26 protein-coding genes are annotated in these 26942 nt (G+C 54.2%); 10 read left to right on the forward strand and 16 right to left on the reverse strand.

All coding sequences use genetic code 11. The features are described 5' to 3' along the window. Nucleotides 1-141: 141 nt before the first annotated feature. Complete coding sequence (dnaB, locus tag ACUY4Q_RS22340) at nt 142-1548, reverse strand: replicative DNA helicase (protein ID WP_458044836.1); 1407 nt, start codon at nt 1546-1548, stop codon at nt 142-144. Nucleotides 1549-1607: 59 nt separating this feature from the next. On the opposite strand from dnaB, the gene ACUY4Q_RS22345 reads away from it, so the two are divergent. After that, nucleotides 1608-2603 (forward strand): quinone oxidoreductase, encoded by a 996-nt coding sequence (locus ACUY4Q_RS22345; protein WP_458044837.1) that lies wholly within the window; start codon nt 1608-1610, stop codon nt 2601-2603. Between the two features lie 289 nt (nt 2604-2892). Here ACUY4Q_RS22345 and pspG read toward each other — a convergent pair whose 3' ends face one another. Beyond that, a complete protein-coding gene (pspG, locus tag ACUY4Q_RS22350) occupies nt 2893-3135 on the reverse strand; it encodes an envelope stress response protein PspG (RefSeq protein WP_458044838.1) in 243 nt (80 codons plus the stop codon). Between the two features lie 149 nt (nt 3136-3284). Next, on the reverse strand, nt 3285-4280 hold the full coding sequence (dusA, locus tag ACUY4Q_RS22355; RefSeq protein WP_458047420.1) for a tRNA dihydrouridine(20/20a) synthase DusA: 996 nt from the start codon (nt 4278-4280) through the stop codon (nt 3285-3287). 194 nt (nt 4281-4474) lie between these two features. Between dusA and ACUY4Q_RS22360 the strand changes: the two genes are divergently transcribed. Both ACUY4Q_RS22360 and ACUY4Q_RS22365 read left to right on the forward strand, forming a co-directional pair. Continuing rightward, nucleotides 4475-4828 carry a type II toxin-antitoxin system RelE/ParE family toxin gene (locus ACUY4Q_RS22360; RefSeq protein WP_458044839.1) on the forward strand — a complete coding sequence of 118 codons (354 nt, stop codon included), beginning with the start codon at nt 4475-4477 and terminating at the stop codon, nt 4826-4828. Then, nucleotides 4821-5138 carry a helix-turn-helix domain-containing protein gene (locus ACUY4Q_RS22365; protein ID WP_458044840.1) on the forward strand — a complete coding sequence of 106 codons (318 nt, stop codon included), beginning with the start codon at nt 4821-4823 and terminating at the stop codon, nt 5136-5138. The genes ACUY4Q_RS22360 and ACUY4Q_RS22365 overlap by 8 nt, the downstream gene beginning before the upstream one ends. 46 nt (nt 5139-5184) lie before the next feature. On the opposite strand, the gene ACUY4Q_RS22370 is transcribed toward ACUY4Q_RS22365, so the two are convergent. Beyond that, on the reverse strand, nt 5185-6510 hold the full coding sequence (locus ACUY4Q_RS22370; RefSeq protein WP_458044841.1) for a conjugal transfer protein TraF: 1326 nt from the start codon (nt 6508-6510) through the stop codon (nt 5185-5187). A gap of 274 nt (nt 6511-6784) precedes the next feature. On the opposite strand from ACUY4Q_RS22370, the gene zur reads away from it, so the two are divergent. Continuing rightward, nucleotides 6785-7300, forward strand: coding sequence for a zinc uptake transcriptional repressor Zur (zur, locus tag ACUY4Q_RS22375; protein WP_458044842.1), 516 nt, complete (start codon nt 6785-6787; stop codon nt 7298-7300). Nucleotides 7301-7401: 101 nt separating this feature from the next. On the opposite strand, the gene ACUY4Q_RS22380 is transcribed toward zur, so the two are convergent. The 3 genes from ACUY4Q_RS22380 to ACUY4Q_RS22390 all read right to left on the reverse strand — a co-directional run bounded on the left by ACUY4Q_RS22380 (nt 7402) and on the right by ACUY4Q_RS22390 (nt 8968). Next, nucleotides 7402-7611, reverse strand: coding sequence for a CsbD family protein (locus tag ACUY4Q_RS22380; protein ID WP_458044843.1), 210 nt, complete (start codon nt 7609-7611; stop codon nt 7402-7404). Between the two features lie 265 nt (nt 7612-7876). After that, the gene (gene lexA / locus ACUY4Q_RS22385; protein WP_458044844.1) at nt 7877-8491 is read right to left on the reverse strand and encodes a transcriptional repressor LexA; all 615 of its coding nucleotides are present in this window, start codon (nt 8489-8491) and stop codon (nt 7877-7879) included. Between the two features lie 108 nt (nt 8492-8599). Further along, nucleotides 8600-8968 carry a diacylglycerol kinase gene (locus tag ACUY4Q_RS22390; protein WP_458044845.1) on the reverse strand — a complete coding sequence of 123 codons (369 nt, stop codon included), beginning with the start codon at nt 8966-8968 and terminating at the stop codon, nt 8600-8602. Between the two features lie 129 nt (nt 8969-9097). Here ACUY4Q_RS22390 and plsB point away from each other — a divergent pair, with 129 nt between their 5' ends. Beyond that, complete coding sequence (gene plsB, locus ACUY4Q_RS22395; protein WP_458044846.1) at nt 9098-11518, forward strand: glycerol-3-phosphate 1-O-acyltransferase PlsB; 2421 nt, start codon at nt 9098-9100, stop codon at nt 11516-11518. Nucleotides 11519-12012: 494 nt separating this feature from the next. On the opposite strand, the gene ubiA is transcribed toward plsB, so the two are convergent. The 5 genes from ubiA to malK all read right to left on the reverse strand — a co-directional run bounded on the left by ubiA (nt 12013) and on the right by malK (nt 17166). Continuing rightward, on the reverse strand, nt 12013-12885 hold the full coding sequence (gene ubiA, locus ACUY4Q_RS22400) for a 4-hydroxybenzoate octaprenyltransferase (protein ID WP_458044847.1): 873 nt from the start codon (nt 12883-12885) through the stop codon (nt 12013-12015). 12 nt (nt 12886-12897) lie between these two features. Continuing rightward, nucleotides 12898-13395, reverse strand: coding sequence for a chorismate lyase (ubiC, locus tag ACUY4Q_RS22405; RefSeq protein WP_458044848.1), 498 nt, complete (start codon nt 13393-13395; stop codon nt 12898-12900). A 182-nt stretch (nt 13396-13577) separates the two neighbouring features. After that, complete coding sequence (gene malM / locus ACUY4Q_RS22410; RefSeq protein WP_458044849.1) at nt 13578-14531, reverse strand: maltose operon protein MalM; 954 nt, start codon at nt 14529-14531, stop codon at nt 13578-13580. Between the two features lie 107 nt (nt 14532-14638). Next, entirely contained in the window at nt 14639-15949 is a 1311-nt protein-coding gene (locus ACUY4Q_RS22415) for a maltoporin (RefSeq protein WP_458044850.1), read from the reverse strand. A 107-nt stretch (nt 15950-16056) separates the two neighbouring features. Continuing rightward, the gene (gene malK / locus ACUY4Q_RS22420; protein ID WP_458044851.1) at nt 16057-17166 is read right to left on the reverse strand and encodes a maltose/maltodextrin ABC transporter ATP-binding protein MalK; all 1110 of its coding nucleotides are present in this window, start codon (nt 17164-17166) and stop codon (nt 16057-16059) included. A 369-nt stretch (nt 17167-17535) separates the two neighbouring features. Here malK and malE point away from each other — a divergent pair, with 369 nt between their 5' ends. From malE to malG, 3 genes are all read left to right on the forward strand, one after another. Then, nucleotides 17536-18726 (forward strand): maltose/maltodextrin ABC transporter substrate-binding protein MalE, encoded by a 1191-nt coding sequence (gene malE, locus ACUY4Q_RS22425; RefSeq protein ID WP_458044852.1) that lies wholly within the window; start codon nt 17536-17538, stop codon nt 18724-18726. Between the two features lie 122 nt (nt 18727-18848). Beyond that, nucleotides 18849-20393, forward strand: coding sequence for a maltose ABC transporter permease MalF (malF, locus tag ACUY4Q_RS22430; RefSeq protein WP_458044853.1), 1545 nt, complete (start codon nt 18849-18851; stop codon nt 20391-20393). 14 nt (nt 20394-20407) lie between these two features. Next, nucleotides 20408-21298 carry a maltose ABC transporter permease MalG gene (gene malG, locus ACUY4Q_RS22435; protein WP_458044854.1) on the forward strand — a complete coding sequence of 297 codons (891 nt, stop codon included), beginning with the start codon at nt 20408-20410 and terminating at the stop codon, nt 21296-21298. A 96-nt stretch (nt 21299-21394) separates the two neighbouring features. On the opposite strand, the gene psiE is transcribed toward malG, so the two are convergent. Next, a complete protein-coding gene (gene psiE, locus ACUY4Q_RS22440) occupies nt 21395-21814 on the reverse strand; it encodes a phosphate-starvation-inducible protein PsiE (RefSeq protein ID WP_458044855.1) in 420 nt (139 codons plus the stop codon). A 138-nt stretch (nt 21815-21952) separates the two neighbouring features. Here psiE and ACUY4Q_RS22445 point away from each other — a divergent pair, with 138 nt between their 5' ends. Together ACUY4Q_RS22445 and ACUY4Q_RS22450 are read left to right on the forward strand one after the other, a co-directional pair. Next, the gene (locus tag ACUY4Q_RS22445) at nt 21953-22465 is read left to right on the forward strand and encodes a GNAT family N-acetyltransferase (RefSeq protein ID WP_458044856.1); all 513 of its coding nucleotides are present in this window, start codon (nt 21953-21955) and stop codon (nt 22463-22465) included. Between the two features lie 9 nt (nt 22466-22474). Continuing rightward, nucleotides 22475-22933, forward strand: a complete 459-nt coding sequence (locus ACUY4Q_RS22450) for an acyltransferase (RefSeq protein WP_458044857.1) — start codon at nt 22475-22477, stop codon at nt 22931-22933. A gap of 499 nt (nt 22934-23432) precedes the next feature. Here ACUY4Q_RS22450 and ACUY4Q_RS22455 read toward each other — a convergent pair whose 3' ends face one another. From ACUY4Q_RS22455 to ACUY4Q_RS22465, 3 genes are read right to left on the reverse strand one after another with little or no spacing between them, the layout of a single operon-like run. Next, on the reverse strand, nt 23433-25529 hold the full coding sequence (locus ACUY4Q_RS22455) for a YjbH domain-containing protein (RefSeq protein WP_458044858.1): 2097 nt from the start codon (nt 25527-25529) through the stop codon (nt 23433-23435). Beyond that, nucleotides 25529-26269: a capsule biosynthesis GfcC family protein gene (locus ACUY4Q_RS22460; protein WP_458044859.1), complete on the reverse strand. Its 741-nt coding sequence runs from the start codon at nt 26267-26269 to the stop codon at nt 25529-25531. Before ACUY4Q_RS22460 ends, ACUY4Q_RS22455 begins: the two co-directional genes overlap by 1 nt. Further along, a complete protein-coding gene (locus ACUY4Q_RS22465) occupies nt 26266-26904 on the reverse strand; it encodes a YjbF family lipoprotein (RefSeq protein WP_458044860.1) in 639 nt (212 codons plus the stop codon). The genes ACUY4Q_RS22460 and ACUY4Q_RS22465 overlap by 4 nt, the downstream gene beginning before the upstream one ends. Nucleotides 26905-26942 lie beyond the last annotated feature (38 nt).

Below are 26942 nucleotides of genomic sequence, written 5' to 3' on the forward strand. Positions count from 1 at the left end.
TTGATGAAAAATAGACCATCCTCTAAATCATTTGAGTTGCAGCAAGGCGGCAAGCCCACGAATCTCCGGGAGCGTAGATCACTACGTGACCGGAGCGAGCGGGCGCAGTCAACGCCGCAGCAGCTCAAAGGATGACGAGGATTACTCGTCGTCGTATTGAGGTCCCGCATAGTTGTCAAAGCGCGACCACTGTCCGTTAAAAGTCAGACGCACCGTACCGATCGGGCCGTTACGCTGTTTACCAATAATAATTTCCGCGATGCCTTTCAGGTCACTGTTCTCGTGGTAAACCTCGTCACGATAGATAAACATGATCAAGTCGGCATCCTGTTCGATAGAGCCGGATTCACGCAGGTCGGAGTTCACCGGGCGTTTATCGGCACGTTGTTCCAGCGAGCGGTTAAGCTGAGACAGCGCCACCACCGGCACCTGTAGCTCTTTCGCCAGCGCTTTCAGCGAGCGGGAGATTTCGGCGATTTCCAGCGTACGGTTGTCGGAAAGCGACGGCACGCGCATCAGCTGGAGGTAGTCGATCATGATGAGGCCAATGCCGCCGTGCTCACGGGCAATTCGGCGCGCGCGGGAGCGCACTTCCGTCGGCGTCAGGCCGGAAGAGTCATCGATATAGATGTTCCGTTTTTCCAGCAGAATGCCCATAGTGCCGGAAATTCGCGCCCAGTCTTCGTCATCCAACTGGCCGGTACGAATACGGGTCTGGTCCACGCGCGACAGCGAGGCCAGAGAACGCATCATGATCTGCTCGGAGGGCATCTCAAGACTGAAGATCAGCACCGGTTTGTCCTGCAACATCGCCGCGTTTTCCACGAGGTTCATTGCAAATGTCGTTTTCCCCATCGACGGACGCGCGGCGACAATAATCAGGTCCGAGGGCTGTAAGCCTGCGGTTTTTTTATTGAGATCGTCATAGCCGGTGTTAACGCCGGTCACCCCATCGTGAGGTTGCTGGAAGAGCTGTTCAATACGCGCAACGGTCGCCTCAAGCACATCGGCGATGTTCTTCGGACCTTCATCTTTGTTAGCGCGGCTTTCCGCTATTTTGAAGACCCGGGATTCAGCGAGGTCGAGCAGGTCTTCACTGGAACGCCCCTGCGGGTCGAAACCGGCGCTGGCAATTTCATTGGCGACGGCAATCATCTCACGCACAACCGCACGTTCACGCACGATGTCTGCATAAGCACTGATATTCGCCGCACTTGGCGTGTTTTTGGACAATTCAGCCAGATACGCGAAGCCGCCGACGATATCCAGTTGTCCCTGCAACTCCAGCGATTCCGCCAGCGTAATCAGGTCGATGGGTTTGCCCATCTCCTGCAAACGATGCATCTCAGTAAAGATATGGCGGTGCGGGCGGGTGTAGAAATCTTCTGACACCACGCGTTCTGCGACGTCGTCCCAGCGCTCGTTATCCAGCATTAAACCGCCCAACACCGACTGCTCCGCTTCAATTGAATGAGGCGGCACTTTCATCCCTTCGAGCTGTCTGTCGCGGGGTTCAGTCTGTTTGTTGAAGGGTTTATTTCCTGCCATAGTGAATGGAGTTACCGAGATAGAGAGTGGGTCGAAGATTATGACATTCAGGAGGAAACATGGCGACAAGAATTGAGTTTCACAAGCACGGTGGCCCGGATGTCCTGCAAGCCGTTGAATTCACTCCCGCCGACCCGGCGGCGAACGAGGTGCAGGTAGAAAACAAAGCGATCGGTATTAACTACATCGATACCTACATTCGTAGCGGCCTCTATCCGCCGCCGGCGCTGCCCAGCGGCCTTGGCACTGAAGCGGCAGGCGTAGTGAGCAAAGTCGGCAGCGCGGTTACACACATCAAAGCAGGTGACCGCGTGGTCTATGCGCAATCCGGTCTGGGCGCGTACAGCTCGGTACACAACGTTCCGGCGGACAAAGTCGCTATCCTGCCGAATGCCATCTCCTTTGAGCAGGCGGCAGCCTCGTTTCTGAAAGGGCTGACGGTCTTTTATCTGCTGCGTAAGACTTATGAGATTAAACCCGATGAGCCTTTCTTGTTCCATGCCGCTGCCGGGGGCGTTGGCCTGATTGCCTGCCAGTGGGCAAAGGCCCTGGGTGCAAAACTCATCGGTACCGTCGGTTCAGCCCAGAAAGCGCAGCGTGCATTGCAGGCCGGTGCCTGGCAGGTCATTAACTATCGCGAAGAGAGCATTGTCGAGCGGGTAAAAGAGATAACCGGCGGCAAAAAAGTGCGCGTGGTGTATGACTCGGTGGGCAAAGATACCTGGGAACATTCTCTCGACTGCCTGCAGCGCCAGGGCCTGATGGTAAGCTTTGGCAACGCTTCCGGCCCGGTGACCGGGGTAAACCTGGGTATTCTCAATCAGAAAGGTTCGCTGTACGCCACCCGTCCTTCACTCAATGGCTATGTGACCAATCGCGAAGAGCTGGAAGAGGCGAGCAATGAGCTGTTCTCGCTGATTGCCAGTGGCGTGATAAAAGTCGAGGTGCCCGATACCCAGAAATTTGCCCTGAAAGATGCACAACGGGCGCACGAGGCGCTGGAGAGTCGCGCCACGCAGGGGTCATCTCTGTTAATCCCTGTTTCCAATGAATAATTGATGTTGCAAAAAGGCGGCAATTGAATGAATCCCTGAGCGATTACTCAAGTAAAGGGCTGGGATGAATGAAAATAGCCAACGCATCTGCGGCATGAATTATGACGAGGAAGAAAGAATTAGGGCTTCCCGAAGGAAGCCCATTCTTTTTTTAGTTCGGCTGTATGTAGGGTACAGCGCGATGAATTCGTTAACGGCGCGATAGTGACAGATTTGATATCTAAATCCTATTCGGTTCTTAGCAATGCGCCCGGAAAAGTGTCGATGTTGTGATCAAACACTCAAACCTTTAGTAACGCCAACGCTTATTGCGCTGATATTGAGGCACTTTTGGTGCTTTGATGGCGCGGATGACCCAGACAACCGCGATGGCCAGCAACAACCATGGCAGCAGCTTAATCATCATGGCGAACAGCCCGCCTACAAACATCAGCGCCGTTGCTACCACGATGGCTGCCAGAATGCCCAGTAGTGACACCCCGGTCGCCAGCAGCACAACAAAGAAGCCGATAACAAACAGTAATTCCAACATAGTGCGCTCCCGATAAATGAGTCATGACGTGGACTCTATACCGGGGATATATCAAGAAACGTGCCAACGTATTTCTCTTTGATTTATCAATAAAAAACCCTGCAAGCAGGTGCAGGGTTTAGTGAAATTGACGAACATGTGGTGAAAATTTAACGATCGGCTACCAGGCTCAGGGCATGTTCCAGCACGGCGACACCGGCACCCGGCTTGTGGGCGTTTTCGCTGAGGTAACGCCGCCACTGGCGTGCACCCGGAATGCCCTGGAACAGGCCCAGCATGTGTCGCGTGATATGACCGAGGTAAGTGCCTTGTTGTAGCTCATTTTCAATGTAGGGGTACATGGCACGCACCACGGCAACCGGATCGGCATCCGGGCCATCCACGCCAAAAATCTCTCTGTCCACGCGCGCCAGGATGCCTGGGTTCTGATACGCCTCACGCCCTACCATTACGCCATCCATATGTTCAAGATGGACCTGCGCCTCTTCCAGCGACTTAATGCCCCCGTTGATGGACAGGGTGAGATGCGAAAAATCACGTTTGAGTTGATAAACGCGTGGGTAATCCAGCGGTGGGATTTCGCGGTTCTCTTTCGGACTCAGTCCAGACAGCCATGCCTTGCGCGCGTGAATGATAAAGGTCTCACATTCGCCTTTGCCGGATACCGTATTGATGAAGTCGCAGAGGAATTCGTAGCTGTCCTGATCGTCGATCCCGATACGGGTTTTGACGGTCACAGGTATCGAGACAACATCACGCATCGCCTTGATACAGTCAGCAACCAGTTGAGCATTGCCCATCAGGCAGGCTCCAAACATGCCGTTCTGCACGCGATCCGATGGACAGCCGACGTTCAGGTTGATCTCATCATAACCACGCTGCTCGGCCAGTTTTGCACACTGCGCCAGGGCTGCCGGGTCACTCCCGCCTAACTGCAAGGCAACAGGGTGTTCATTATCACTGTAGGCTAGATAGTCGCCTTTACCGTGGATAATCGCCCCTGTCGTCACCATCTCGGTGTAAAGCAGAGTATGGCGCGAAAGCTGACGCAGGAAGTAACGGCAATGCCTGTCCGTCCAGTCGAGCATCGGCGCGATGGAGAAGCGGTGAGCGGGGTAAGCAGCGGGCTGAATTTCTGGCGACATGGCGAATAAATAAGCTTTACGGAAAAAAGGGGCGCTACTATAGCACATAGATACGCCGCCGAGCAGCGGATGCTTAAAGTATAAAAAATGTTCAATCGAGAAATTAACTTCACGCCAGGTACTGATTGTTATTCAGACGTTTTTTACGTTATATTTATACCCATATGGATATATTTTACGCAAGGATAACGCGTATGAAGCCACTGTTTTGGGTTGGCAGCAGTAAGAAAGATTTGCAGCAACTTCCTGAAGAAGTTCAGGATATTTTCGGATATGCATTACATATCGCCCAATGCGGAGGCAAGCATCCCCAGGCCAAGCCCTTAAAAGGGTTCAGTGGAGCAGGAGTGCTCGAGGTGGTAGAGGATTTCTCAACTGATACTTACCGCGGGGTGTACACCATCAAAACGGGTAATGCGGTTTATGTTTTACATACCTGGCAAAAGAAATCATCGTCAGGCATTGGTATTCCCAAACCCGATATGGAAAAAATCAAAGAACGTTTGAAAGCAGCAGAATCACACGCCAGAAGGGCTGAACATGAATAATGATATTGAAGCAAGCGGCGGCAACGTCTATGCGGATATTGGGCTGGAAAATGCTGAGGAAATGAAGGTCAAAGCTCAGCTCGCCTGGGCTATTGGAGATATCATCAAAAGCCGTGGGCTTACACAGGCAGAAGCCGCAAAATTATTGGGTATGACTCAACCAAAACTCTCTCATATGTTGCGCGGCCACTTTCGCGGAATCAGCGAAGTCAAAATGATTGAGTGTCTGACTCGCCTGGGACGCGATATACAGATTGTCGTCGGTAAACCCCGACGAACACCTGGCAGCCTTAAGGTTGTGTTTGCCTGAAGCCAGCACAAAGAAAAACCGGAGGCGCGAGGCCTCCGGTTTGTCATCAGAATGTCAGGCTCAGCTGCGCGCCCGCACCCCAGGTTTCTCTTTCACCCACCATGCCGGTTAAATCTACGTGCACGGTATTAAAGGGTGCAAAGCCAACACCGCCGGTAAAGACGTTACTTTCATCCCCTTTCACGTCCGCACGATAACCGGCGCGTACTGCCAGCCAGTTAAGCGGGCGAACTTCGGCACCCACGCCCACAAACTGAGAGTTCTTCTCACTTTTGAAGCCCTTGGTTTCGGTCAGGTCACCGTCTGCACTTAACGTCAACAGCTCGTTCTGCCACGCCACACCGGCAGTGACCAACGGGCTGATTTGGTAAGTGTCTTTATAACTCTTCACTTCACCGGTACGACGGTTTTCAACGCGGACATCTTTCGTATCGATGTTATTAGAAATAAGGTTTTGCCCGGTTAAGCCTACCGTGAAGTTTTCAGTCAGATCCGCAGCCAGACCTACGTCAATGTTGAACGAGGTATCGTCATTACGATAACGATCCTTTTTCCAGTCATTTTTGTTGTAGTCACTGATTGAGGTGGTGTAGTTATAAAGCCAGGTTTTCTGCATTTTCGGTGTTACACCCACCATCAACGGCACGCCGCCCGCTTCAAACTGGTGCGCAAAAGCCACGCCAAAATCGGAGACAATAGCAGCGCGACCTGATGCGGTAGAATTGAGGTTGTCCTTAATTTGATCGGAACCCCGCACTGCGGCATCCAACGCCCTCAGGCTTGCCGTCGCAAAATCACCCGGGTCGTTGGGATCATCCATTTCACGCAGATACTGGATATCCTGCTGATCGATAGAGGTGGTCACAAAGGCATGAGCCTGCGCTTTGGTGACAAAGGCGACCGACAACGTGTCGTTTGGAATACTAACCGCGATCCCCGCCCCCGCATTCGCACTGGCGCGCTTGCCTTTCAGGAATTCAAGGGAGTCCGCAAGATCGCCTGCGGCGCTCTGGAACTGGTTGACGGTACCAATGGGGTCAGCCAGAACATCGCCCAGTGAAAGACCATCAACAACATCGCCGTAGTAGTCGATCTTGTCATTGATGTCTTCAATTTCATTACGCAGATCGTCTTTATCGTTAATTTGCGCGGTAAAACTTGGCAGAATAACGGATATATCATCTTCAGGTTTTGCTTTTGCCAGAAGTGCCGGGTTAATTAATGCCGCACTGCCATAACTGGCAGACGCCACCCCCGTCCCCCCCATTGCATCATTACGCGCTTCCGCCCAGGTATTCGCTGCTCCCGCTTGATTGGCCACGGAAAAGGAGACAGCGATAGCGACCACTGAAAGTTTGAGTTTGTTTTTCACAATTATGCGTCTCGTAGTCAGATGAGTTTTTTTTATGCCCTGTTCCTTTTTACATGAACAGGAATGCTCTATTGCTGCGAATAACACCGGAAAAATGTCTAATTCTGCCAAACAGGTAATTACTGGCAGAAATTATAGTTATAAGAATTGACCCTCATTATTTATAGAAGACGTAATGCGATTGTGAAAGCCGGAGGAAGAAGCCCGATCTCGGCGTTTAGTGCAGAACATGGTAAAGTGAGGAATTATGCCGCCGGGAAATGAGAGGACGACAATGGACAAGACCACTTCGCAAGAGATGCTAGCGCAGGCTGAAAAACTGTGTGTGCAGCGCAATGTGCGTCTGACGCCACAGCGCCTCGAAGTTCTGCGTCTGCTAAGTCTGCGGGAAGGTGCAATAAGCGCTTATGATCTGCTGGATCTGCTGCGGGAGAGCGAACCGCAGGCGAAACCCCCTACCGTTTATCGCGCGCTGGACTTCCTTTTGGAACAGGGTTTCGTGCACAAAGTAGAGTCCACCAACAGCTACGTCCTGTGCCATCTGTTCGATCAACCGACCCACACGTCGGCCATGTTTATTTGCGACAGATGCGGCGTAGTTAAAGAAGAACAAGCGGAAGGCGCAGAAGATATTATGCATGCACTGGCGGCTAAATTAGGATTTGCCTTACGTCATAATGTCATCGAAGCACATGGTTTGTGCGCTAAATGCGCCGAAGTGGAAGCGTGTCGTCATCAGGGTGAATGCCACCATGATCACTCGATTCTGGTAAAGAAAAAACCGCGCTAGCGGCGGTTTCTCTTTTAAGCAGTGTGATTTGAAAAGAGTGGTACGTCCATGTACCGTCGGGCAGGGTAGTCACTCTAATGCATATTCAGAGGGAAAAAGGACTACCAGCGGTATTCGTTGCGGGTTTCCCAATCAACGACTTCTTTTTCCGCCTGATCTTTCTGGTAGCCATAACGTTCCTGAATTTTACCTACCAGCTGGTCGCGTTTACCTTCGATGATGGTCATATCATCGTCGGTCAATTTGCCCCACTGTTCTTTCGCTTTACCTTTGAACTGTTTCCAGTTACCGCCGATTTCGTCTTTATTCATAATCATTTCCTCATCGTTCGGTTTTGAATAGCGAGTATTCATCCATTTTTGTTACGTTCGTAATCTGCTGAACGTGATAATAATTGTAGTCACGGATAACGACGTGGTGGATTTATTCGGAATTTTTAACCATCCAGACGGTATTTTTAAGAACGTCTATCGGCAGAAAGAGAGGAGAAAAAAAGAAAGGAAAGATATCTAAGTAATTGAATTTTATTAAAAAACCGTGACAACACAGAGCGCTACCACGGCTTACAATTGAGGGTTACAGCCATTCGCCATTGCGAATCACACCGACTGCCAGACCTTCGATCGTGAAGTTTTGCTCGCGCAAATTGACCACAATCGGCGAGAACTCGCTGTTTTCAGGCAGCAATTCAACCGTATTACCCTGCTTTTTCAGTCGCTTGACGGTCACTTCATCGTCAATGCGCGCGACAACGACCTGACCATTACGTACGTCCTGCGTTTTATGCACTGCCAGCAAGTCACCGTCCATAATGCCGATGTCTTTCATGGACATTCCACTTACGCGCAGCAGAAAATCCGCATTCGGTTTGAACAGAGAAGGATCGACCTGATAATGGCCTTCAATATGCTGCTGAGCCAACAGAGGTTCACCTGCAGCAACACGGCCTACCAGCGGTAAACCGGCGTCTTCTTCGACTTCCAGCAACAAACGAATACCGCGCGATGCGCCAGAGACAATCTCAAGTACGCCTTTACGCGCCAACGCTTTTAAATGCTCTTCGGCAGCGTTTGGGGAACGGAACCCCAACTGTTGCGCGATCTCCGCACGCGTCGGCGGCATGCCGGTTTGGTTGATTCGATCGCGAATGAGATCGAACACCTCTTGCTGCCTGGCCGTTAAAGCTTTCATTCCGCCCCCTGGGTGTATATACAGTTATGCTGTTAGTATATACAGCTAAAGGCGATTTTGAAACCAAAATTACGCAAAAAACCAGCAGTTAGCGCAATTCTGGAAGGCTTATCGGAAATGGCCCCACAGCAGTGAAATCCAGGTGAAGAGAGCAACCAGAATGGTCATGAGCACCGCCGCTGAACCCATATCTTTTGCCCGTCCGGAAAGTTCATGAAAATCGGAACCAATACGGTCAACGACCGCTTCAATCGCACTGTTGAGAATTTCAACGATCATCACCAGCGCTACCGAGCCAATCAGCAATACGCGGGTGATCGCGTCGACATCAAGGAAACAAGCGATAATAATTGCCAGAATGACCGCAACGGACTCCTGACGAAAGGCAGCTTCGTTTATCCAGGCGGCACGGACGCCTTTCCAGGAGTACCCGGCTGCTTTGATAATACGGGTCATGCCAGTGGTGTTATTGGCCATTAAAAGAACCTTTTTATGTTATGAGCATCAATCTCTATGTAAGGTTATAGAGGTACAAAAGAATTTGTGCGCGCTTTCTGATATTCTTGCGGCGCATTGGCATTAATAACCAGAGGCTTTACATCCTTTATGTCCGGCTGGCCACGAATTTACTACAAATTACTTAATTTACCATTAAGCGTGCTGGTAAAAAGTAAGTCTATCCCTGCGGAACCCGCACAGGAACTGGGGCTCGATACCTCACGCCCTATTATGTATGTTTTGCCTTATAACTCTAAGGCCGACTTACTGACGTTACGCGCTCAATGTCTGGCACATGATTTGCCGGACCCGTTTGAACCGCTTGTGATCGACGGCGTGGAGCTGCCGCGATATATCTTCATTCATGGTGGGCCGCGGGTATTTACCTGGTACACACCGAAAGAAGAGTCCATCAAGCTGTTTCACGACTACCTCGATTTGCACCGTAGCCATCCCGACCTGGATGTGCAGATGGTGCCGGTTTCGATGATGTTCGGTCGTTCGCCAGGCCGCGAGAAGGGCGAAGTGAATCCGCCGCTGCGTATGCTCAATGGCATTCAGAAATTCTTTGCCATCTCCTGGCTTGGACGTGACAGCTTTGTGCGTTTCTCACCGCCAGTTTCACTGCGCCGCATGGCCACTGAACACGGCACGGATAAAATCATCGCGCAAAAACTGGCGCGCGTGGCGCGTATGCATTTTGCTCGCCAGCGTCTCGCTGCGGTGGGCCCACGGCTGCCTGCGCGTCAGGATCTGTTCAACAAGCTGCTGGCCTCGAAAGCCATTGCCCGCGCCGTTGAAGACGAAGCGCGCAGCAAGAAAATCTCCCATGATAAGGCGCAGCAAAACGCGATCGCGCTGATGGAAGAGATCGCGGCGAACTTCTCTTACGAGATGATTCGCCTCTCTGACCGTATTCTCAGCTTTACCTGGAACCGCCTGTACCAGGGCATCAACGTGCACAACGCCGAGCGCATACGCCAACTGGCCCATGACGGCCATGAAATTGTCTATGTGCCCTGCCACCGCAGCCATATGGACTACCTGCTGCTCTCTTACGTGCTCTATCATCAGGGGCTGGTGCCGCCGCACATCGCTGCCGGTATTAACCTGAACTTCTGGCCAGCAGGCCCTATCTTCCGCCGTCTGGGGGCGTTCTTTATTCGTCGCTCTTTCAAAGGCAACAAACTCTATTCCACCGTGTTCCGCGAATACCTGGGCGAACTGTTCCAGCGGGGTTATTCGGTTGAGTACTTTGTGGAAGGCGGGCGTTCACGTACCGGTCGTCTGCTGGATCCCAAAACCGGCACCCTGTCGATGACCATCCAGGCAATGCTGCGCGGGGGCACGCGTCCTATCACGCTGGTGCCTATTTATATCGGTTACGAGCACGTGATGGAAGTCGGTACCTACGCTAAAGAGCTGCGCGGGGCGACGAAAGAGAAAGAAGGCTTTATGCAGATGTTACGCGGCCTGAGCAAGCTGCGTAACCTTGGCCAGGGCTATGTGAACTTTGGCGAGCCTATCCCGCTGACGGCCTATCTTAATCAGCGAGTGCCGGAATGGCGCGAGTCTATCGATCCTATCGAAGCGGTGCGTCCGTCCTGGCTCACGCCAACCGTCAATGCTATCGCGGCCGATCTGATGGTACGCATCAACAACGCCGGGGCAGCCAATGCCATGAACCTGTGTTGTACCGCCCTGCTCGCTTCGCGCCAGCGTTCACTGACCCGTGAACAACTCACGGAGCAGCTGGACTGCTACCTGAATCTGATGCGGAATGTGCCCTATGCAGAGGATTCAACGGTGCCCACGGCCACCGCTTCTGAACTCATCGCCCACGCCCTGCAGATGAACAAGTTTGAGGTGGAGAAAGACACCATCGGCGACATCATCATTCTGCCGCGCGAACAGGCGGTGCTGATGACCTACTACCGTAACAACATCGCGCATATGTTGATGTTGCCGTCACTGATGGCCGCCATCCTCACGCAGCACCGTCACATCTCGCAGGACGAGATGCTGCGTCATGTCGAGTTGCTCTACCCGATGCTGAAAGCAGAACTGTTCCTGCGTTGGGAAAAAGAGGAGCTGGCAGGTGTGCTGGACAGTCTGGCGCAAGAGATGCTGCGTCAAGGGCTGGTCACCATCAAAGACGGGCAACTGAACATCAATCCGGCGCATTCCCGTACCTTGCAGCTGCTGGCTGCGGGTGCACGCGAAACGCTGCAGCGCTATGCCATCACCTTCTGGCTGCTGAGCGCTAACCCGTCGTTTAACCGTAGTACGCTGGAGAAAGAGAGCCGCACACTGGCTCAGCGTCTCTCGGTGCTACACGGCATTAACGCACCGGAGTTCTTCGACAAGGCGGTGTTCAGTACCCTGGTGCTGACCCTGCGTGACGAAGGTTTCATCAGTGATACCGGCGATGCGGAACCGGCGCAGACCCTGGCGGTTTATCAGTTGCTGGCGGAGTTGATTACGTCGGATGTGCGTTTGACGATTGAGAGCGCGACGCAGAGCGAATAAGGGCTGTGCTGCCTCATGCCCTCTCTCACCGGGAGAGGGAGCCTCTGTAATATTACGTTTTACAGCGATAATATTGCCCAATGAGAATAAAACAGTCACCGCGATGACAGGGTCCGGCTGAAAATCGGCGAAGCGTATCCGCAAGGCCGGGGCGACGCGCAGGGATGCGCGGCGAGGGCGGATTTACAGGGACGTTACCTCCGCCCGTCCCCGATAAGCCTGAAGGAATACGCTGAGTGAACCGCGTTAGCGGCGGTTTTCCTGGCCGGGAGCCCGGGTCGCCAGGGTGGTGGCGGTGAACCACCCTGGCACGTTCACGGGTTCTGGCGTGACAGAAAAGCAAGGAACATAAGGTGAACGGAATGCCCCTCAGAGCCGCATGTTCCCCCTCACCCTAACCCTCTCCCCGGAGGGGCGAGGGGACCGATCATGCTCGCTTTTTTTATGGGGATCCTTCTCTCTGATAGGGAGAGATAAGCGTCAGAATAGCATTATCAATAATTCAGATAACTCACTGCCAGGCCCAAAAACAGCACCAGCCCCACGTAGTTATTATTCAAAAAGGCTTTGAAACAGGCATCCCGCTCACGGTTAGCAATCAATTTTTGCTGATAAACAAAGAGCGCGCCCGCTACCAGCACCGCCCAGTAGAAGTGCCAGCCCAGCGCATTAATCTCGCCCACCGCAACCATCAGTGCCAGTACCGCAAGCTGCAAGATACCGATAATCAGCTTGTCATGGCGACCAAACAGAATCGCCGTCGACTTAATGCCTATTTTCAGATCGTCATCCCGGTCCACCATCGCATACTGGGTATCGTACGCCACGGCCCACAGGATATTAGCCAGGAACAAAATCCAGCAGCTCAGCGGCACGGATTCACTCACCGCAGCAAAGGCCATCGGGATCGACCAGCCAAACGCCGCACCCAGCACCACCTGCGGCAGGTGGGTATAGCGCTTCATGAAGGGGTAGATCCAGGCCAGCGCCAGTGCGGCGACGGAGAGCAGAATGGTCATGGTATTAAGAGTAAGCACCAGCACAAACGCCAGCAGCACCAGTACTACAAACAACACCCGCGCTTCGTTTTCCGTCACCGCCCCGCTGGGCAGCGGGCGATTGGCGGTACGCTTAACGTGCCCATCAAATTTGCGGTCGGCGTAGTCATTGACCACACATCCTGCCGCACGCATTAACCAGACACCGGCAACAAACACCAGCAGGATCCACAGCGGCGGAACACCCGGTGTCGCCACCCACAGCGCCCACAGCGTCGGCCAGAGCAGCAACAGAGCCCCAATAGGCTTATCCGTGCGCATAAGCCGGTGAAAGGCCAGCAGCTTATTCTGCGTGAGACTCCACTCCATTCTTCTTTCCTCTTAATACAGCGGTGATGCAGGCAAAAACAGTTCGGTCAACAGCAGCGGTTTTCCACCCAAACGCAAGCGGGAACGGCGCCCCCACAGCGCTTCAACCTGACCGACTTCAATAAAATCTCGTGTTAGCGTAGATGATGTGAAGAGATAGCGCCCGAGCGGCGTCGTGCCGAGTTTCTGCAACGCCAGTTCCGGGCCGGTTAACGTTGATTCCGGCACCACCGTGCGCCCGGCAAGCCAGGGTTCACCGTTGGCGCACAACAAAATTTCACGCAGCCAGTAGCGCGTATCAGCAGGGAGCAGATGCCGTTCGTTTTCCAGAGATGCCGCCGTCACAAACGCTTCCTGAATAACGGTAACGGTCACCTTTTTATCCAATTGTTCGAACCGTTTGGTCATGGAATCTTCCAGCAACAGCCAGTCGAGCCGTTGCGGGTCAAGCGCGGGAAGTGCGTCAAAATAGCGCAGCGCACGCAATTGCGTAAGCGCGGGGTGTGACATGCCTTACTCTCCAATACAGTACGTCTTAGCATTGTATCGTAGAACAGGCTGCCTCGTGCGGGGAAACTTCTTTCGGTTTTCATAAGCGCAACAGCTGTGCAACAGCGCCCGCTGCGCCATGAAAAAAGGGTGCGTCAGGCGACGCACCAGTTGTTGCAAACATCAGCATTGCGGGGAGTGATTTACCCCTTGCCTTTTACACTGCTGATAAAAGTACTTCGGGCGGATGAAGACCCGAGACGCTCAGCTTCATTCAGTAATTTCAGGGCTTTATCAACATCACCTTTCGCCACGGCCTGCTTAATGGCCTGGTTATAGTAGCGTTCGGTATCCTCTAACACGGGTTCACTTTTCGCTGCGGGGGTAGCCGCGACGGGTGCCGGAGCCGTTGTTGCAGCAGGTGCGCTATAAGCGGTAGCTGGTGCTGCCGTATTCCCCACGGTGACTGGGCCTGGGCCTGAGGAGCCGAACAGTGGCCCCACCAGCACACTGGAGCCGCTGTTGGTTTTCACTTTCAGCTTCAGCGTGCCCTCGGTGGTATGTCGCGCGATAGGGTCAGGAATATCCGGCACGGCATTACCCGCACCTTTGGCGTAAGATTTTGCCGGGTCCATCAGCTGCGTGGTCTGCTGCAGATCTTTCTCGGTGGTAAAGACCAGCACATAGATTTTTTGCTGGCCGAGAGCGGGCGTCAGACGCATCACCCCTTCAAGCCTGTCGGCACTCATGACGCCAGGCGCCTGATAGGTAAAGAAGCTGCTCGGGAAAAAGGCGGCTGGCGCCAGATTCTGATCGAGGATCAAGACATTCGGCGCAAACACGCTGGTCTGCTTGCTCACTTCACTGGTGAGGGTAAGGGTTAACTCACCGATATTGGCCGGTACACTGTAAGCCGCCACCGGGCCACTTATCCCCGCCACGTTCAGACGCTGGCCTGCAGTAGCAAGGTTTGTTGACTGAACATGGCTTTGATCGACCGGCGTCCAGCTCAGTTGCTGGAGGGCAGAGGCCGGAACAGACGGCGCAGCGGTCGTATTCTGCGGAACAATGTTTACATCTGCGATACTCGCACCAGGGGCCGCTGCCATCAGGCCAGCAGTCAGACACAGGGCGAGGAGACTTTTTTTCATTTTCATTGTTATCACCTTCTTCACGTGAGCCAGCTAACGCCCGGCAATAGCGCGCCGTCTCTAAGAGTTGAGGGGCTTGCGCCCCTCTTGTTCGTTACATCAACGTCTAAGCATTACCACCAGATTTCCATCTGTGCACCGAAGGTCCACTCGTCGTTGTCACCACGGCTGAAGGTTTTTGCGGAGGTATCGTTGTAAGCCACACCATTGGTGTAACCGGCGCCAGAATCATTGTTGGCATAGCCCCATTTCTCATCCCATTTCGCGTAGGTCGCGAAGACACGGATGGCCGGACGTGACCAGATGCTGTCGCCCGCTTGCCACTGTTGAGCAAGGGTGATTTTGTACTGGTTGTTGGTTTCGTCAGTGCGTTGAGACTTCACGTTGTCATAGCCCACTTCAAGCAGGGTGCTCATGATTGGCGTCCATTTGTACATAGGACGGATACCCACGGTCCACCACTTGGTGCCGTTGTTATCATCACGATCGATATTCTGGTACATACCGACATACATCAGGTCCCAGCTGTCCGCCAGGGTCACCGCACCGTGATCCAGCACGCGCCACAGCGAGCCGTTGTTGTTGATGCTACCGCCCTGCGGGATCCCTTTACCGTTAGAGGTCATAGAGTCCGTTGCGTACTGCAGAACAAACTTGTTAAAGCCTTTCAGCATGCTCTGGGTATGTTCAGCGGTGAACATCCAGCCATCTTTGGACGCATCGGGTGCGAGGCTGTATTTATCCGGCAGGTTGGTGTGACCGTAGTCGACGCCGAATTCAAGCGTGCCGCCCGGGTTGATTTCCATTCCGGCGAAACGCACGTCAAAGACATCGTTTGGCACGATGTTGTCATATACGCGGTTACCGAATGCATCACGGTCAGCGAAGGTGCCTGAGCCGCCGGATTCAGACGAACGGGTTGCCGCCAGAGAGAGCTTGCTGAAGCCAAGGTCGATGTTTTCGATACCGGCGCCTGGGCCTGAAATATCCCAGTAGTAGAAGTCGATCATGTGCACATCATGACGCTGGTAGAAGCGTTTACCGGCCCAGATGGTGGAGCCCGGCAGCGCTTCAATCAGGTTTTTACCCTGAACGTTGGCTTCACGGAACGCCGGGCTGGTGGATTCCCAGTCATTCTGTTGCGAAACGGAGTAGGCTACGTTGGTATCGAAGTAGAAGCTCTTATCGCCTTCTTTCCAGACTTCCTGGCCCAGCTTCAGCTCGGCATAGGTTTCACATTCGTTACCAAGACGATATTTACTTTGAGCACCGGTGGCCTGGAAGCATTGCTGCTCGCCGCCGCTCCCGGTCCAGCCGATGCCGGAACGTGCGTAACCTTTGAAATCAACGGCGCCCGCCTGCGCAGACAAAATGCCTGCGGTAATGGCGATAGCCAGTGGAAGTTTGCGCAGAGTAGTCATCATTCTATCTCCTGAGAGAGTTGCTTTTCTTTGAACGCTTCACCCTTCGGGCTGCCTCTTCGTTGGCTGCAGCCGCGAAGGAGTTTGGCGTTTTCTTTTAGTGGGAAGCCTTAAACGCCCGGCTCTTTGTGCAACCGACGACAGGCGGTGCCATCTTCACGGAAAAGATGGCAACGCTCCGGTGGCAGACCGATGGCGAATGTGGCTCCCTCTTCTACCAACACCACGTCATTCTGGCGGTAGACCAGGTTCTGACGGATGGCGGGGATCTGGATATGAATTTGCGTTTCGTGACCGAGCTGTTCGACGACCTGAACCACCCCTTCCAGCGTGACATCGGCGATGTCACTGGGCAGCAGATGCTCCGGGCGAATACCCAGCGACATGTTGCTGCCGACCTGCACGTTGGCGCTGTCGACAGGCAGCCAGACCTGCTGGCGGTTAGGCAGTTCCACCTGTACCTGTTCAATCGCGGTAGCCGTGACTTTTACCGGCAGGAAATTCATTTTGGGTGAGCCGATAAACCCGGCAACAAAGCGGTCAGAGGGGTAGTGATACAGCTCAAGCGGCTTACCCACCTGGGCCACGCGCCCGGCATCAAGCACGACGATTTTGTCGGCCAGGGTCATCGCTTCAACCTGATCGTGAGTGACGTAAATCATGGTGCGCCCGAGGCGCTTATGCAGACGGGAAATCTCAATGCGCATCTGCACGCGCAGTGCGGCATCGAGGTTGGAAAGCGGTTCATCAAGCAGAAAGACGCGGGGTTCTGCCACCAGCGTACGGCCAATCGCCACACGCTGACGTTGCCCGCCGGAGAGCGCTTTCGGTTTGCGCTCAAGCAGGTGCGCAAGTTGCAAAACTTCCGAAACCTGCGTCACCTTCTGCTGAATCATCTCTTTTTTGGCGCCGGCCAGCTTCAGGCCAAATGACATGTTTTCCGACACGGAAAGATGTGGATAAAGCGCATAGGACTGAAAGACCATGCCCACGCCGCGTTCGGCCGGAGGGACGTCATTCATTCGCACATCACCAATAAAAAGATCGCCGCTGGTGATGGTTTCCAGCCCTGCAATCATACGCAGCAGCGTTGACTTACCGCAGCCAGACGGACCGACAAACACCACGAATTCCCCTTCATGGATGTCGAGATCGATATCTTTTGATACGACAACGTCGCCCCAGGCTTTCGTTACATTACGCAGCTGTACGTTCGCCATGCCCTCTCCCTTCGTTACAACTTGTCACTAACGGATACATTCAAGATGGGGCTGACTATGGGCCATCCGAAAACGTGGCGAATCCTCCACCCCCCTTCTTTTTCATGGGGGAGGAGACGGGAGGATGAGAGGGACGAGTCTGAGCGGGGCCTGCGGAGGCTGAGGCAATTTTCGTGACGCAGATGGCAAAAAACGGCACTTTTTTGTGTGCGCTGACACACATAACGAAAGTTTATGTAACAAGGATCACACATTTCCCCCCAGGGGCGTAGGGGTGAGGAGGATGAGAAGCGCTTGCCAAAAAAGGAGACTACTTCCCGTCAGACCACTCAACATATCCACGAGCACATCACCTAAAGGACGGGATATATGAAATTCAAAACAGGCGCACGCATCCTCGCATTGTCCGCACTGACGACGATGATGTTCTCCGCTTCTGCCCTCGCAAAGATTGAAGAAGGTAAACTGGTCATCTGGATTAACGGTGACAAAGGCTATAACGGCCTGGCCGAAGTGGGTAAGAAATTCGAGAAAGACACCGGTATTAAAGTGACCGTTGAGCATCCGGACAAGCTGGAAGAGAAATTCCCGCAGGTTGCCGCAACCGGCGACGGCCCGGACATTATCTTCTGGGCGCATGACCGTTTCGGCGGCTACGCGCAATCTGGCCTGCTGGCAGAAGTCGCGCCGGATAAAGCCTTCCAGGACAAACTGTTCCCGTTCACCTGGGATGCGGTGCGTTACAACGGCAAGCTGATCGCCTACCCGGTGGCCGTAGAATCCCTCTCACTGATTTATAACAAAGACCTCGTACCGAACCCGCCAAAAACCTGGGAAGAGATCCCGGCGCTGGATAAAACCCTGAAGGCGAAAGGGAAGAGCGCGCTGATGTTCAACCTGCAAGAGCCGTACTTCACCTGGCCGTTGATCGCTGCTGACGGTGGCTACGCGTTCAAATATGCCGACGGCAAATACGACGTGAAAGACGTGGGCGTTGACAGCGCAGGGGCAAAAGCCGGTCTGGCCTACCTCGTGAAGCTGATCAAAGACAAGCACATGAATGCGGATACGGATTACTCCATCGCCGAAGCGGCCTTTAACAAAGGGGAAACCGCGCTGACCATTAACGGTCCGTGGGCATGGGCCAACATTGATAAGAGCAAAATCAATTACGGCGTTGCACCGCTGCCAACCTTCAAAGGCAAAGCGTCTAAACCGTTCGTGGGCGTGCTGAGTGCCGGTATTAACGCGGCCAGCCCGAATAAAGAGCTGGCGAAGGAGTTCCTCGAAAACTACCTGCTGACCGACCAGGGTCTGGATGAGATGAACAAAGATAAACCGCTCGGCGCGGTGGCTCTGAAATCCTTCCAGGATCAGTTAGCAAAAGATCCACGTATTGCGGCCACCATGGATAACGCCCAAAAAGGCGAAATCATGCCAAACATCCCGCAGATGGCCGCGTTCTGGTACGCCACACGCACGGCGGTGATCAACGCAGTCAGCGGTCGTCAGACCGTGGATGCCGCGCTGAAAGATGCTCAGGGTCGTATTACGAAGTAAGGCTGTGATCCCCTCTCCCTCAGGGAGAGGGTTAGGGTGAGGGTTGTTTCGTCATGCCCCCTCACCCCGGCCCTCTCCCCCTGGAGAGGGGGAAAGATAAAACGCTGTAGAGGAAATTTCCCATGGATGTCGTTAGAAAGAAGCACTGGTGGCAAAGCAACGCGCTTAAGTGGTCCGTCATCGGACTGCTCGGACTACTGGTGGGATATCTCATTATTTTGATGTATGCCCAAGGGGAATACCTTTTTGCCATCACGACGCTGATTTTAAGCTCAATTGGCCTGTATATTTTCGCTAACCGTAAAGCCTACGCCTGGCGCTATGTCTACCCAGGGCTTGCAGGCATGGGGCTGTTTGTACTTTTCCCGCTGATTTGTACCATCGCCATTGCTTTCACTAACTACAGCAGTACCCATCAGCTCACCCAGGAACGTGCCCAGCAGGTTTTGATGGACCGCTCATATCAGGCGGGCAAAACCTACAACTTCGTGCTTTTCCCGGCCCAGGGAAGCTGGAAACTGGCGCTGACCGACGGTGACAGCGGCAAAAATTATCTCTCGGACGCTTTCAAACTCGGCGGCGAGCAACACATTACCTTAAAAGAAGCCGATGCCCTGCCTGCAGGCGAGCGTGGCACCCTGCGTGACGTGACGCAAAACCGCGCGGCATTAAGCCAGCTTACCGCCGTGCTGCCAGACAACAGTAATGTGGTGATGAGCTCCCTGCGCCAGTTCTCCGGCACCACGCCGTTATACTCGCTGGCGGATGATGGCTCTCTGACCAACAAGCAGAGCGGTGTGAAATACCGCCCCAATAACAGTCTCGGCTTCTATCAAGCCGTGAACGCGGATAACAGCTGGAGCGATGAGAAACTCAGCCCCGGCTATACCGTGACCATCGGCTGGGATAACTTCACGCGCGTCTTTACCGATGAAGGTATTCAGAAACCGTTCTTCGCTATCTTTGTCTGGACCATCGTCTTCTCGCTGTTGACCGTGGTGCTGACCGTCGCGGTCGGCATGGTGCTGGCCTGCCTGGTCCAGTGGGAAGCGCTCAAAGGCAAGGCGATTTATCGCGTGCTGTTGATTCTGCCTTATGCCGTGCCGTCGTTTATCTCCATCCTGATCTTCAAGGGCCTGTTTAACCAGAGCTTTGGTGAGATCAATATGATGCTGAGCGCGCTGTTCGGCGTGAAGCCGGCCTGGTTCAGCGACCCCACTACCGCGCGGTCGATGATCGTTATCGTCAACACCTGGCTCGGTTATCCGTACATGATGATTCTGTGCATGGGCCTGCTCAAAGCCATTCCGGACGATTTATATGAAGCCTCGGCAATGGACGGCGCCAGCGCATTCCAGAACTTTTTCCGCATTACCTTCCCGCTGTTGATCAAACCGCTGACGCCGTTGATGATCGCCAGTTTTGCCTTTAACTTTAACAACTTTGTGTTGATTCAGTTGCTGACCAACGGTGGCCCGGACCGCATCGGTACCACCACACCTGCGGGCTACACCGACCTGCTGGTCAGCTATACCTACCGCATCGCCTTTGAAGGCGGCGGTGGGCAAGATTTTGGCCTCGCCGCCGCTATTGCCACGCTGATTTTCCTGCTGGTCGGTGCGCTTGCCATCATCAACCTGAAAGCCACACGCATGAAATTTGACTAAGGAGGGCGATGAAAATGGCTATGGTCCAGGCAAAATCGCAAAAACTAAGATTACTGATTACCCACCTGCTGCTGCTGGCATTTATCGCGGCCATTATGTTCCCGCTGCTAATGGTCATCGCCATCTCCCTGCGTGAGGGTAACTTCGCCACCGGCAGTCTGATCCCGGAAACCATCTCCTGGGAGCACTGGAAGCTGGCGCTGGGCTTTAGCGTCGAGCACGCCGACGGGCGCGTCACCCCTCCCCCGTTCCCGGTGCTGCTGTGGTTGTGGAACTCCATCAAGATTGCGGTGATCACCGCCATCGGCGTGGTGGCCCTTTCCACCACCTGCGCGTATGCCTTTGCCCGTATGCGTTTTCCTGGCAAAGCGACGCTGTTGAAAGGGATGCTGATTTTCCAGATGTTCCCGGCGGTGCTGTCACTGGTGGCGCTGTACGCCTTGTTTGACCGCCTGGGTCAGTACATCCCGTTCATTGGCCTCAATACCCACGGCGGGGTCATCTTCGCCTACATGGGCGGCATCGCCCTGCACGTCTGGACGATTAAAGGCTATTTCGAAACCATCGACGGGTCGCTGGAAGAAGCGGCGGCGCTGGACGGTGCAACGCCCTGGCAGGCGTTCCGCCTGGTGCTGTTGCCGCTGTCGGTGCCGATTCTGGCGGTGGTGTTTATTTTGTCATTTATCGCCGCGATTACCGAAGTGCCGGTCGCCTCGCTGTTACTGCGCGACGTCAACAGCTATACCCTGGCGGTGGGCATGCAGCAGTACCTGAACCCACAAAACTATCTGTGGGGCGATTTTGCCGCTGCCGCCGTGCTGTCCGCCATCCCGATTACCGCCGTCTTCCTGCTCGCCCAGCGCTGGCTGGTTAATGGCCTGACTGCAGGCGGTGTGAAAGGTTAAGTTTCATCATCATGTGCCACTGTTGTCCTCATTGGAATATTGACCCTAACTTGTGACTGTTATTCCTTATTAGGCGCTCTACGGAGCGCCCTTTTTTTATTCGCGCTTCAGGCGTTTGGAGTTACACAACCACAAAGTGATCACCAGCAACAGGATCGCGCCGGAGTAGATCAGCACGTCCATCGGTGATTTATGATCGACAATGATCAACCGCACGATGGCGGTGATCCCAATGTAGATAAAGTAGCGTAACGGGAAGTGAAAACCGGACTGAAAGTACTTCACAATCAGGGCGATAAATTCGAAGTAGAGAAAGTAGACCACCAGCCCTTCGACCAGCGCGTACTTGCTGGTTTGTTCGGGTGCAAACAGAACGTCTGCCAGATGCAGTGTCTCTTTGCCAAGGAAAACAACCAGGATCAGCCCCAGACTCAACAACCCCAGGTTTAACACGGTCTGAAGAACGGTAGAGATAAACTCCACGCGTGGACGAGCAGTTAACGATGGCAGCGTCATACCGGCACCTCATTCTCAGTGGCGAGCCTTTTGTATAACGCAAAAATGTGATCCAGATCTAGATTTTTTGCTTATATTTTGTGCCGTACCATGATGACATAACGCCCTGTACTGATAAGAACACGGAGAAAAAGCAGAGTGCTGACAATCAATAAGGCGCACGTTCACGACGCGCCGTTACTGCACGAAATGGGCTGCGCAAGTTACCACTATCATTTCGCCCACTTGTGGCAGGAAAAAGGCGAGCTGACGAATTTTCTCGAACAGGAATATTCTCTGCACGCTCTGCAGGAAAGCTTACAGAACGACAATTGCTGCTGGCTTATTGCCAGGAATGACAGCGAGCCCGTCGGCTTTGCCAAATTCAGCTGGCACCATCCTGTTAATCCTCAAGGCCCTGCTGGCACCCTGCTGAATAAACTCTATTTTCTGCCGCACGCGACCGGCAAAGGCTATGGCGAGGTGGTTTTCAACGACGTCATTCAGCGAGCCAAAGCACATGGCGAGACATTTTTCTGGCTGGAAGTTCTGGACGCAAATGTACAGGCCCGCCGCTTTTATGAACGCCAGGGGTTGATCCATCTACACGATACCGTGTTCAGCAGTCCCTCACAGCAGAGCACGATGCATATTTTGGGAAAATCAATTTAAGGCGTCGCAATGAATCCAAATATACGGCAGGTGGCAATACGCAATGTGGTGCGCGGTGAAAATGTGGTGATTTACGAACCGGTGAATCTCTACGACTGCGAGCTGGCTGATGACGTTTTTATCGGGCCTTTTGTAGAGATCCAGGGTCATACCCATATTGGCAAAGGCAGCAAAATTCAGTCGCACACCTTTATTTGTGAGTACGTGACCCTTGGCGAGCGTTGCTTTATTGGTCACGGCGTGATGTTCGCCAACGACATGTTCCGTGAAGGCAAACCCAATCCCAATAGGGAAAGCTGGGGGCGAATTGTGGTGGGTAACGATGTGTCGATTGGCAGCGGCGCAACCATTCTGGCTGTCTCGATTGCCGACGGCGTGGTGATCGGTGCGGGCAGCGTGGTGACGAAGTCGCTAACCGAGAAAGGCGTGTATGCAGGGAATCCGGCGAGGCTACTGCGACGGCTGTAGACCCTCACCCTGCGCCTTTGGGGACTGAGGAATCCCCAGCGGTATGACTTTCTTGCAGCGATAACATTGCGCAATGAGAATAAAACAGCCACCGCGATGACAGGGTCCGGCTGAAAATCGACGAAGCGTATCCGTAAGGCCGGGGCGCCGCGTAGGGATGCGCGGCGAGGGCGACTTTACATGGACGTTACCTTCGCCCGTCCCTGATAAGCCTGAAGGAATATGCGTAGTGGACCGCGCCAGCGGCGATTTTCCTGGCCGGGAGCCCGGGTCGCCAGGGTGGTGGCGGTGAACCACCCTGGCACGTTCACGGGTTCTGGCGTTATAGAAAAACAAGGAACATAAGGTGAACGGAATGGCCACCAGAGCCGCATGTTTCCCCCTCACCCCGCCCCTCTCCCTAAAAGGGAGAGGGAGAAAAGCCCGCACCTTTTAGCTGGCTCGATCGTCCCCTCGCCCCTTTGGGGAGAGGGTCAGGGTGAGGGGGACCGTAAAAATATCACCTGAAATTCATACTCTTATCACTGGTGATACCATAAAGATCAAACTTACGTCCCAGCTGTTGTCCCCCATCGCGCGTCAGTGGCGTCCAGCCAATTGCAGCACGGCTGCGGGTCGCACCGGTGGAGAAGAGATCCAATGGAACAGACACATACACGCCTTTCGTAAAGTCCCCTTCACCATACTCATCCGGCGAGACATTGGTGATGGTGGCATATGCCCCTACCACCACACCGCTGTCGAAGTGCTTCGCCACTTCCAGGGTGCCGCCCTTGTCACCCGCCAGATACTGCCCGACGCTGGCTTTGATCAACACATCCTGAGCAAACGGCGGCGTCCAGTAGGCGGTTAAGTGTCCGGTCTTCACGCTGTAATCAGTGAACTTCATCAGATCCTGCGCGCTGCGCCAGTCACGCTGCTTCACGTAGTTGGCATCCACGCCAAACGCCCAGTTGCTGTCCACCGGACGCCAGAGCACTTCCGCCCCCGCGCCACCGTACATGGTCTCCAGATAACCGGCATACACCTGGCCATAGAAATTATTACCCAGATACTGGAAGTAGTTGGCCTGCAGGTTGTTCACATAGACATCGTTCTGCACATATTCACGTACGCGGGTACGCACACGCGGCAGCTGTGAATCCTTCGGCGGGTTAGTGTAATTAAATTTGCCGTAGTTGTTGTCGATGTTGGCAAACAGGCTGCCGGTGGTCAGCAGATGGTCGGTGAGCCACCAGTCGGCGGTCGCCATCACCCCAAGCTGATACATATAGAACCCTTCCGGGCCACCAATCGACTGATTGAGCACCGGATCGATATGGAAATCAAAACTCGACTTCTCGATATACCAGCCCTGCTCGGTTTTATCCGGCACGATAGGGGTCACGCGTTTTTGTACCAGCGGCGTCTCCTGCCCCAACGGTTCCCCTTCGAGGTGACGTTGCAGGCTGGCAACGTCCGTCTCGGTGGTCACCTGCGGCATGTTCAGCCGGTTCTCCGTCACGCGGATGGTACGAATCCCTTCCGGCAGGTCATTCATCACGATGCGATTTGCTCGCTCAATCCCCTGCTGGGAATCGCGGTATTTTACCTGCTCGCCGGTCACGTACAGCGTGTCGCCCTGCACCTGAATTTTCGGATCAGCCAGCCCCGCGTTGTATTTAAGCAGGGTCAACTGATTCGCCACCACGGAATGCTGGAGGATCGCATCCTGGGGTTGCGGACGATATTGCGCAGGGGCGTTGTCATTGTAGGACGGTCGCAGGTCGTTAAAGTTATTGCGCAGGGTGAAGCCAAACATCCAGGTATTGCCGCGCTCATAGCTCAGGTTAACGTCAGCCCAGTCAGCCACCCGGTAAATCGCGCCGACGTTAACCTTGCTCCTTTGCGGCAACTTACCCGCAAAATCCTGCTGGTAGTTGTTGCCCTCATACTCAAGCTTCAGGCGCAGCGGCTGCCACGGCGTCTGGTATTCCACACCACCAAACAGCGCCGTTGGTCCACGGAACATCTGGCTGGCGTCGACAGAACCCGCCTGGTTATAGCTGTTGTCGCGGTAGCAGTACTTCTGCTCATAGGAGCAAAGTGGGTTCTTGACGTTCCCGGATGTACCCAGATAACCCCAGCCCAGACCGAGGGAGAAATCAAACGGGCCCCAGGCTTTGTTGGCGGCCACATATTCGCCATCAAACAGCCCCGTCCCGCCAATATCACGCGCCCCGACGGAGACCTGTGGCATCCAGTAACTCTCTTCCCACAGGCGTAATTTCAAATCGAAAGCTTTGTCTTTATAGGACTGATCGCCCGAGAAGGCATCCACGCTGCTGTAGCGCCGGGTGCGCACATCGGTATAACGCAGCGTGGTTTCAAGCCACGGGAAAAGCTGTATTGAGCCGGAGTAATAGCGGTACTGGTCGTTATCGCGATAGTTAAGGCTGATTTCACCTTCCCGCGCCATACGCGCCGTCGGGGTTTGCAAAAGCCCAACGCCGCCGAAGTCAGACTGCGAGGGGCCAACCGGCGCCGGGTAACTTTCCGCGTGGCAGGCGGCGCTGATCCCCAGTGCCAGCACGCTGATGACAAAGGATTTTTTCATTATTGTTCCGGTATCCTGTGCGTCAGAGAATGAAGAATGTCGGCGTTCAGAGCCTCATAACGATCCCCCCATAACGCCGGGGAAAAGCCGACAAAAATAGTGCTGCCAGGCATCGGTTCGACATGGCGTCGGTTCCAGTAAGCCACCGGCACTTTCTGCGTTTGCCCGTTGGGGTAGATAAGCCAGGCCTCGCTTTTATCAGCACCGCTTAGCAAATGCATCTCATCGAGATAGCTCACCACGTCGCGCCCGGGTGCGAACGGCTTTTTACCCGGCTGACTGACGAGGCCAAAGACGGTGATGGTGCTCGGCTGCGGGCCCACCCACAGGGTGTAATTCCCCTCAAGAGGCGGATTGGCTAGCGCTTCCACACGCACATAGTCCGGGTCGAGGTTGACCTGCTGCCGGCCGGTAATCTTCAGCGCCGCCACCTGCTGGCGCAGGGTGTTGACAGCCGCCGCATCATCTCCGCTCTCTTCCGCCGCCAGCGCGCTCAACCTGCCCAGCAGCGCCTGTTGACGTTCGGTTGCCACAGCCGTGGCCTGACGCTCGCTGATGACGGCGCCTGGCCACCAGCTCTGGGCCAGTCGGGGCTGCCCGACCACATCAATCAGATGCGCCGCATCGGTCAGGATTTTAGGTTTGCTGTCGCCAGCGGTGTAGACGTCGACAGTGCCTGCGGCCAGAGCAAGCGGAGTAAAAAAAGCCATAAACAGGGCAGCACAAACGCGTATCTTCATGATTTTGCCGCCTTAATCAGAGTGGTCTTCACCGGGAACCAGTCTGCGCCCAGATATTGCTCCGACTGGCGGATCAGCCCGTCTTCATCCACCCAGTAACGGTTAAGCCAGCGCTTGTTATCCGTTGTTACCTCTTCTTCGAGGATACGCACCGGGGTGACATCACTGCCGACGGTCACGCTGTCGGTGCCGTTCCAGCGGAACAGCGAACGCGCCGTGGCGTAGCGAACCTGGTGGTGTTCGGTCCAGCCCATCGTGCGGGTCCAGTCCGCACCATCAATAATTTGATTCGGGTTTGCCAGCGGATCGGCCGCCAGATTATTCACTTCAAGCAGGTTATCCCCGCCCAGTTGTGTTTTGACGATTCGGTAGTGCTGAGTGACCACCAGGGCCTGATCCTGGGTCGCCCACTTCTGCTGACCGTTTTCGGCAAAAGCGAGCACAACAAATAACTGAGGTCCGCCATTAAGCTGCATGTACTGGCTGGCGTATGGCATGTTGGCGATATCGTCATCGGTCAGGTGCACACCGGGTGTGCCGAATACGCTATCCCACAGCGAATTCCCCAGCCCTTTGGTCGTAGAGGAACAAGCCTGAATAAGCAGGCATAACAGGATGATTGCAGGTCGCTTCACGACTCTTCTCCAGGGGGTGACGAAATAACCACACCGAA

This window comes from Phytobacter cepae, from assembly GCF_054165735.1.

Bases quoted from the DNA above. Each gene is read 5' to 3' on its own strand.
- dnaB (WP_458044836.1), bottom strand. From the start codon at position 1,548: ATGGCAGGAAATAAACCCTTCAACAAACAGACTGAACCCCGCGACAGA.
- ACUY4Q_RS22345 (WP_458044837.1), top strand. From the start codon at position 1,608: ATGGCGACAAGAATTGAGTTTCACAAGCACGGTGGCCCGGATGTCCTG.
- pspG (WP_458044838.1), bottom strand. From the start codon at position 3,135: ATGTTGGAATTACTGTTTGTTATCGGCTTCTTTGTTGTGCTGCTGGCG.
- dusA (WP_458047420.1), bottom strand. From the start codon at position 4,280: ATGTCGCCAGAAATTCAGCCCGCTGCTTACCCCGCTCACCGCTTCTCC.
- ACUY4Q_RS22360 (WP_458044839.1), top strand. From the start codon at position 4,475: ATGAAGCCACTGTTTTGGGTTGGCAGCAGTAAGAAAGATTTGCAGCAA.
- ACUY4Q_RS22365 (WP_458044840.1), top strand. From the start codon at position 4,821: ATGAATAATGATATTGAAGCAAGCGGCGGCAACGTCTATGCGGATATT.
- zur (WP_458044842.1), top strand. From the start codon at position 6,785: ATGGACAAGACCACTTCGCAAGAGATGCTAGCGCAGGCTGAAAAACTG.
- ACUY4Q_RS22380 (WP_458044843.1), bottom strand. From the start codon at position 7,611: ATGAATAAAGACGAAATCGGCGGTAACTGGAAACAGTTCAAAGGTAAA.
- lexA (WP_458044844.1), bottom strand. From the start codon at position 8,491: ATGAAAGCTTTAACGGCCAGGCAGCAAGAGGTGTTCGATCTCATTCGC.
- ACUY4Q_RS22390 (WP_458044845.1), bottom strand. From the start codon at position 8,968: ATGGCCAATAACACCACTGGCATGACCCGTATTATCAAAGCAGCCGGG.
- plsB (WP_458044846.1), top strand. From the start codon at position 9,098: ATGTCCGGCTGGCCACGAATTTACTACAAATTACTTAATTTACCATTA.
- ubiA (WP_458044847.1), bottom strand. From the start codon at position 12,885: ATGGAGTGGAGTCTCACGCAGAATAAGCTGCTGGCCTTTCACCGGCTT.
- ubiC (WP_458044848.1), bottom strand. From the start codon at position 13,395: ATGTCACACCCCGCGCTTACGCAATTGCGTGCGCTGCGCTATTTTGAC.
- malM (WP_458044849.1), bottom strand. From the start codon at position 14,531: ATGAAAATGAAAAAAAGTCTCCTCGCCCTGTGTCTGACTGCTGGCCTG.
- ACUY4Q_RS22415 (WP_458044850.1), bottom strand. From the start codon at position 15,949: ATGATGACTACTCTGCGCAAACTTCCACTGGCTATCGCCATTACCGCA.
- malK (WP_458044851.1), bottom strand. From the start codon at position 17,166: ATGGCGAACGTACAGCTGCGTAATGTAACGAAAGCCTGGGGCGACGTT.
- malE (WP_458044852.1), top strand. From the start codon at position 17,536: ATGAAATTCAAAACAGGCGCACGCATCCTCGCATTGTCCGCACTGACG.
- malF (WP_458044853.1), top strand. From the start codon at position 18,849: ATGGATGTCGTTAGAAAGAAGCACTGGTGGCAAAGCAACGCGCTTAAG.
- malG (WP_458044854.1), top strand. From the start codon at position 20,408: ATGGCTATGGTCCAGGCAAAATCGCAAAAACTAAGATTACTGATTACC.
- psiE (WP_458044855.1), bottom strand. From the start codon at position 21,814: ATGACGCTGCCATCGTTAACTGCTCGTCCACGCGTGGAGTTTATCTCT.
- ACUY4Q_RS22450 (WP_458044857.1), top strand. From the start codon at position 22,475: ATGAATCCAAATATACGGCAGGTGGCAATACGCAATGTGGTGCGCGGT.
- ACUY4Q_RS22455 (WP_458044858.1), bottom strand. From the start codon at position 25,529: ATGAAAAAATCCTTTGTCATCAGCGTGCTGGCACTGGGGATCAGCGCC.
- ACUY4Q_RS22460 (WP_458044859.1), bottom strand. From the start codon at position 26,269: ATGAAGATACGCGTTTGTGCTGCCCTGTTTATGGCTTTTTTTACTCCG.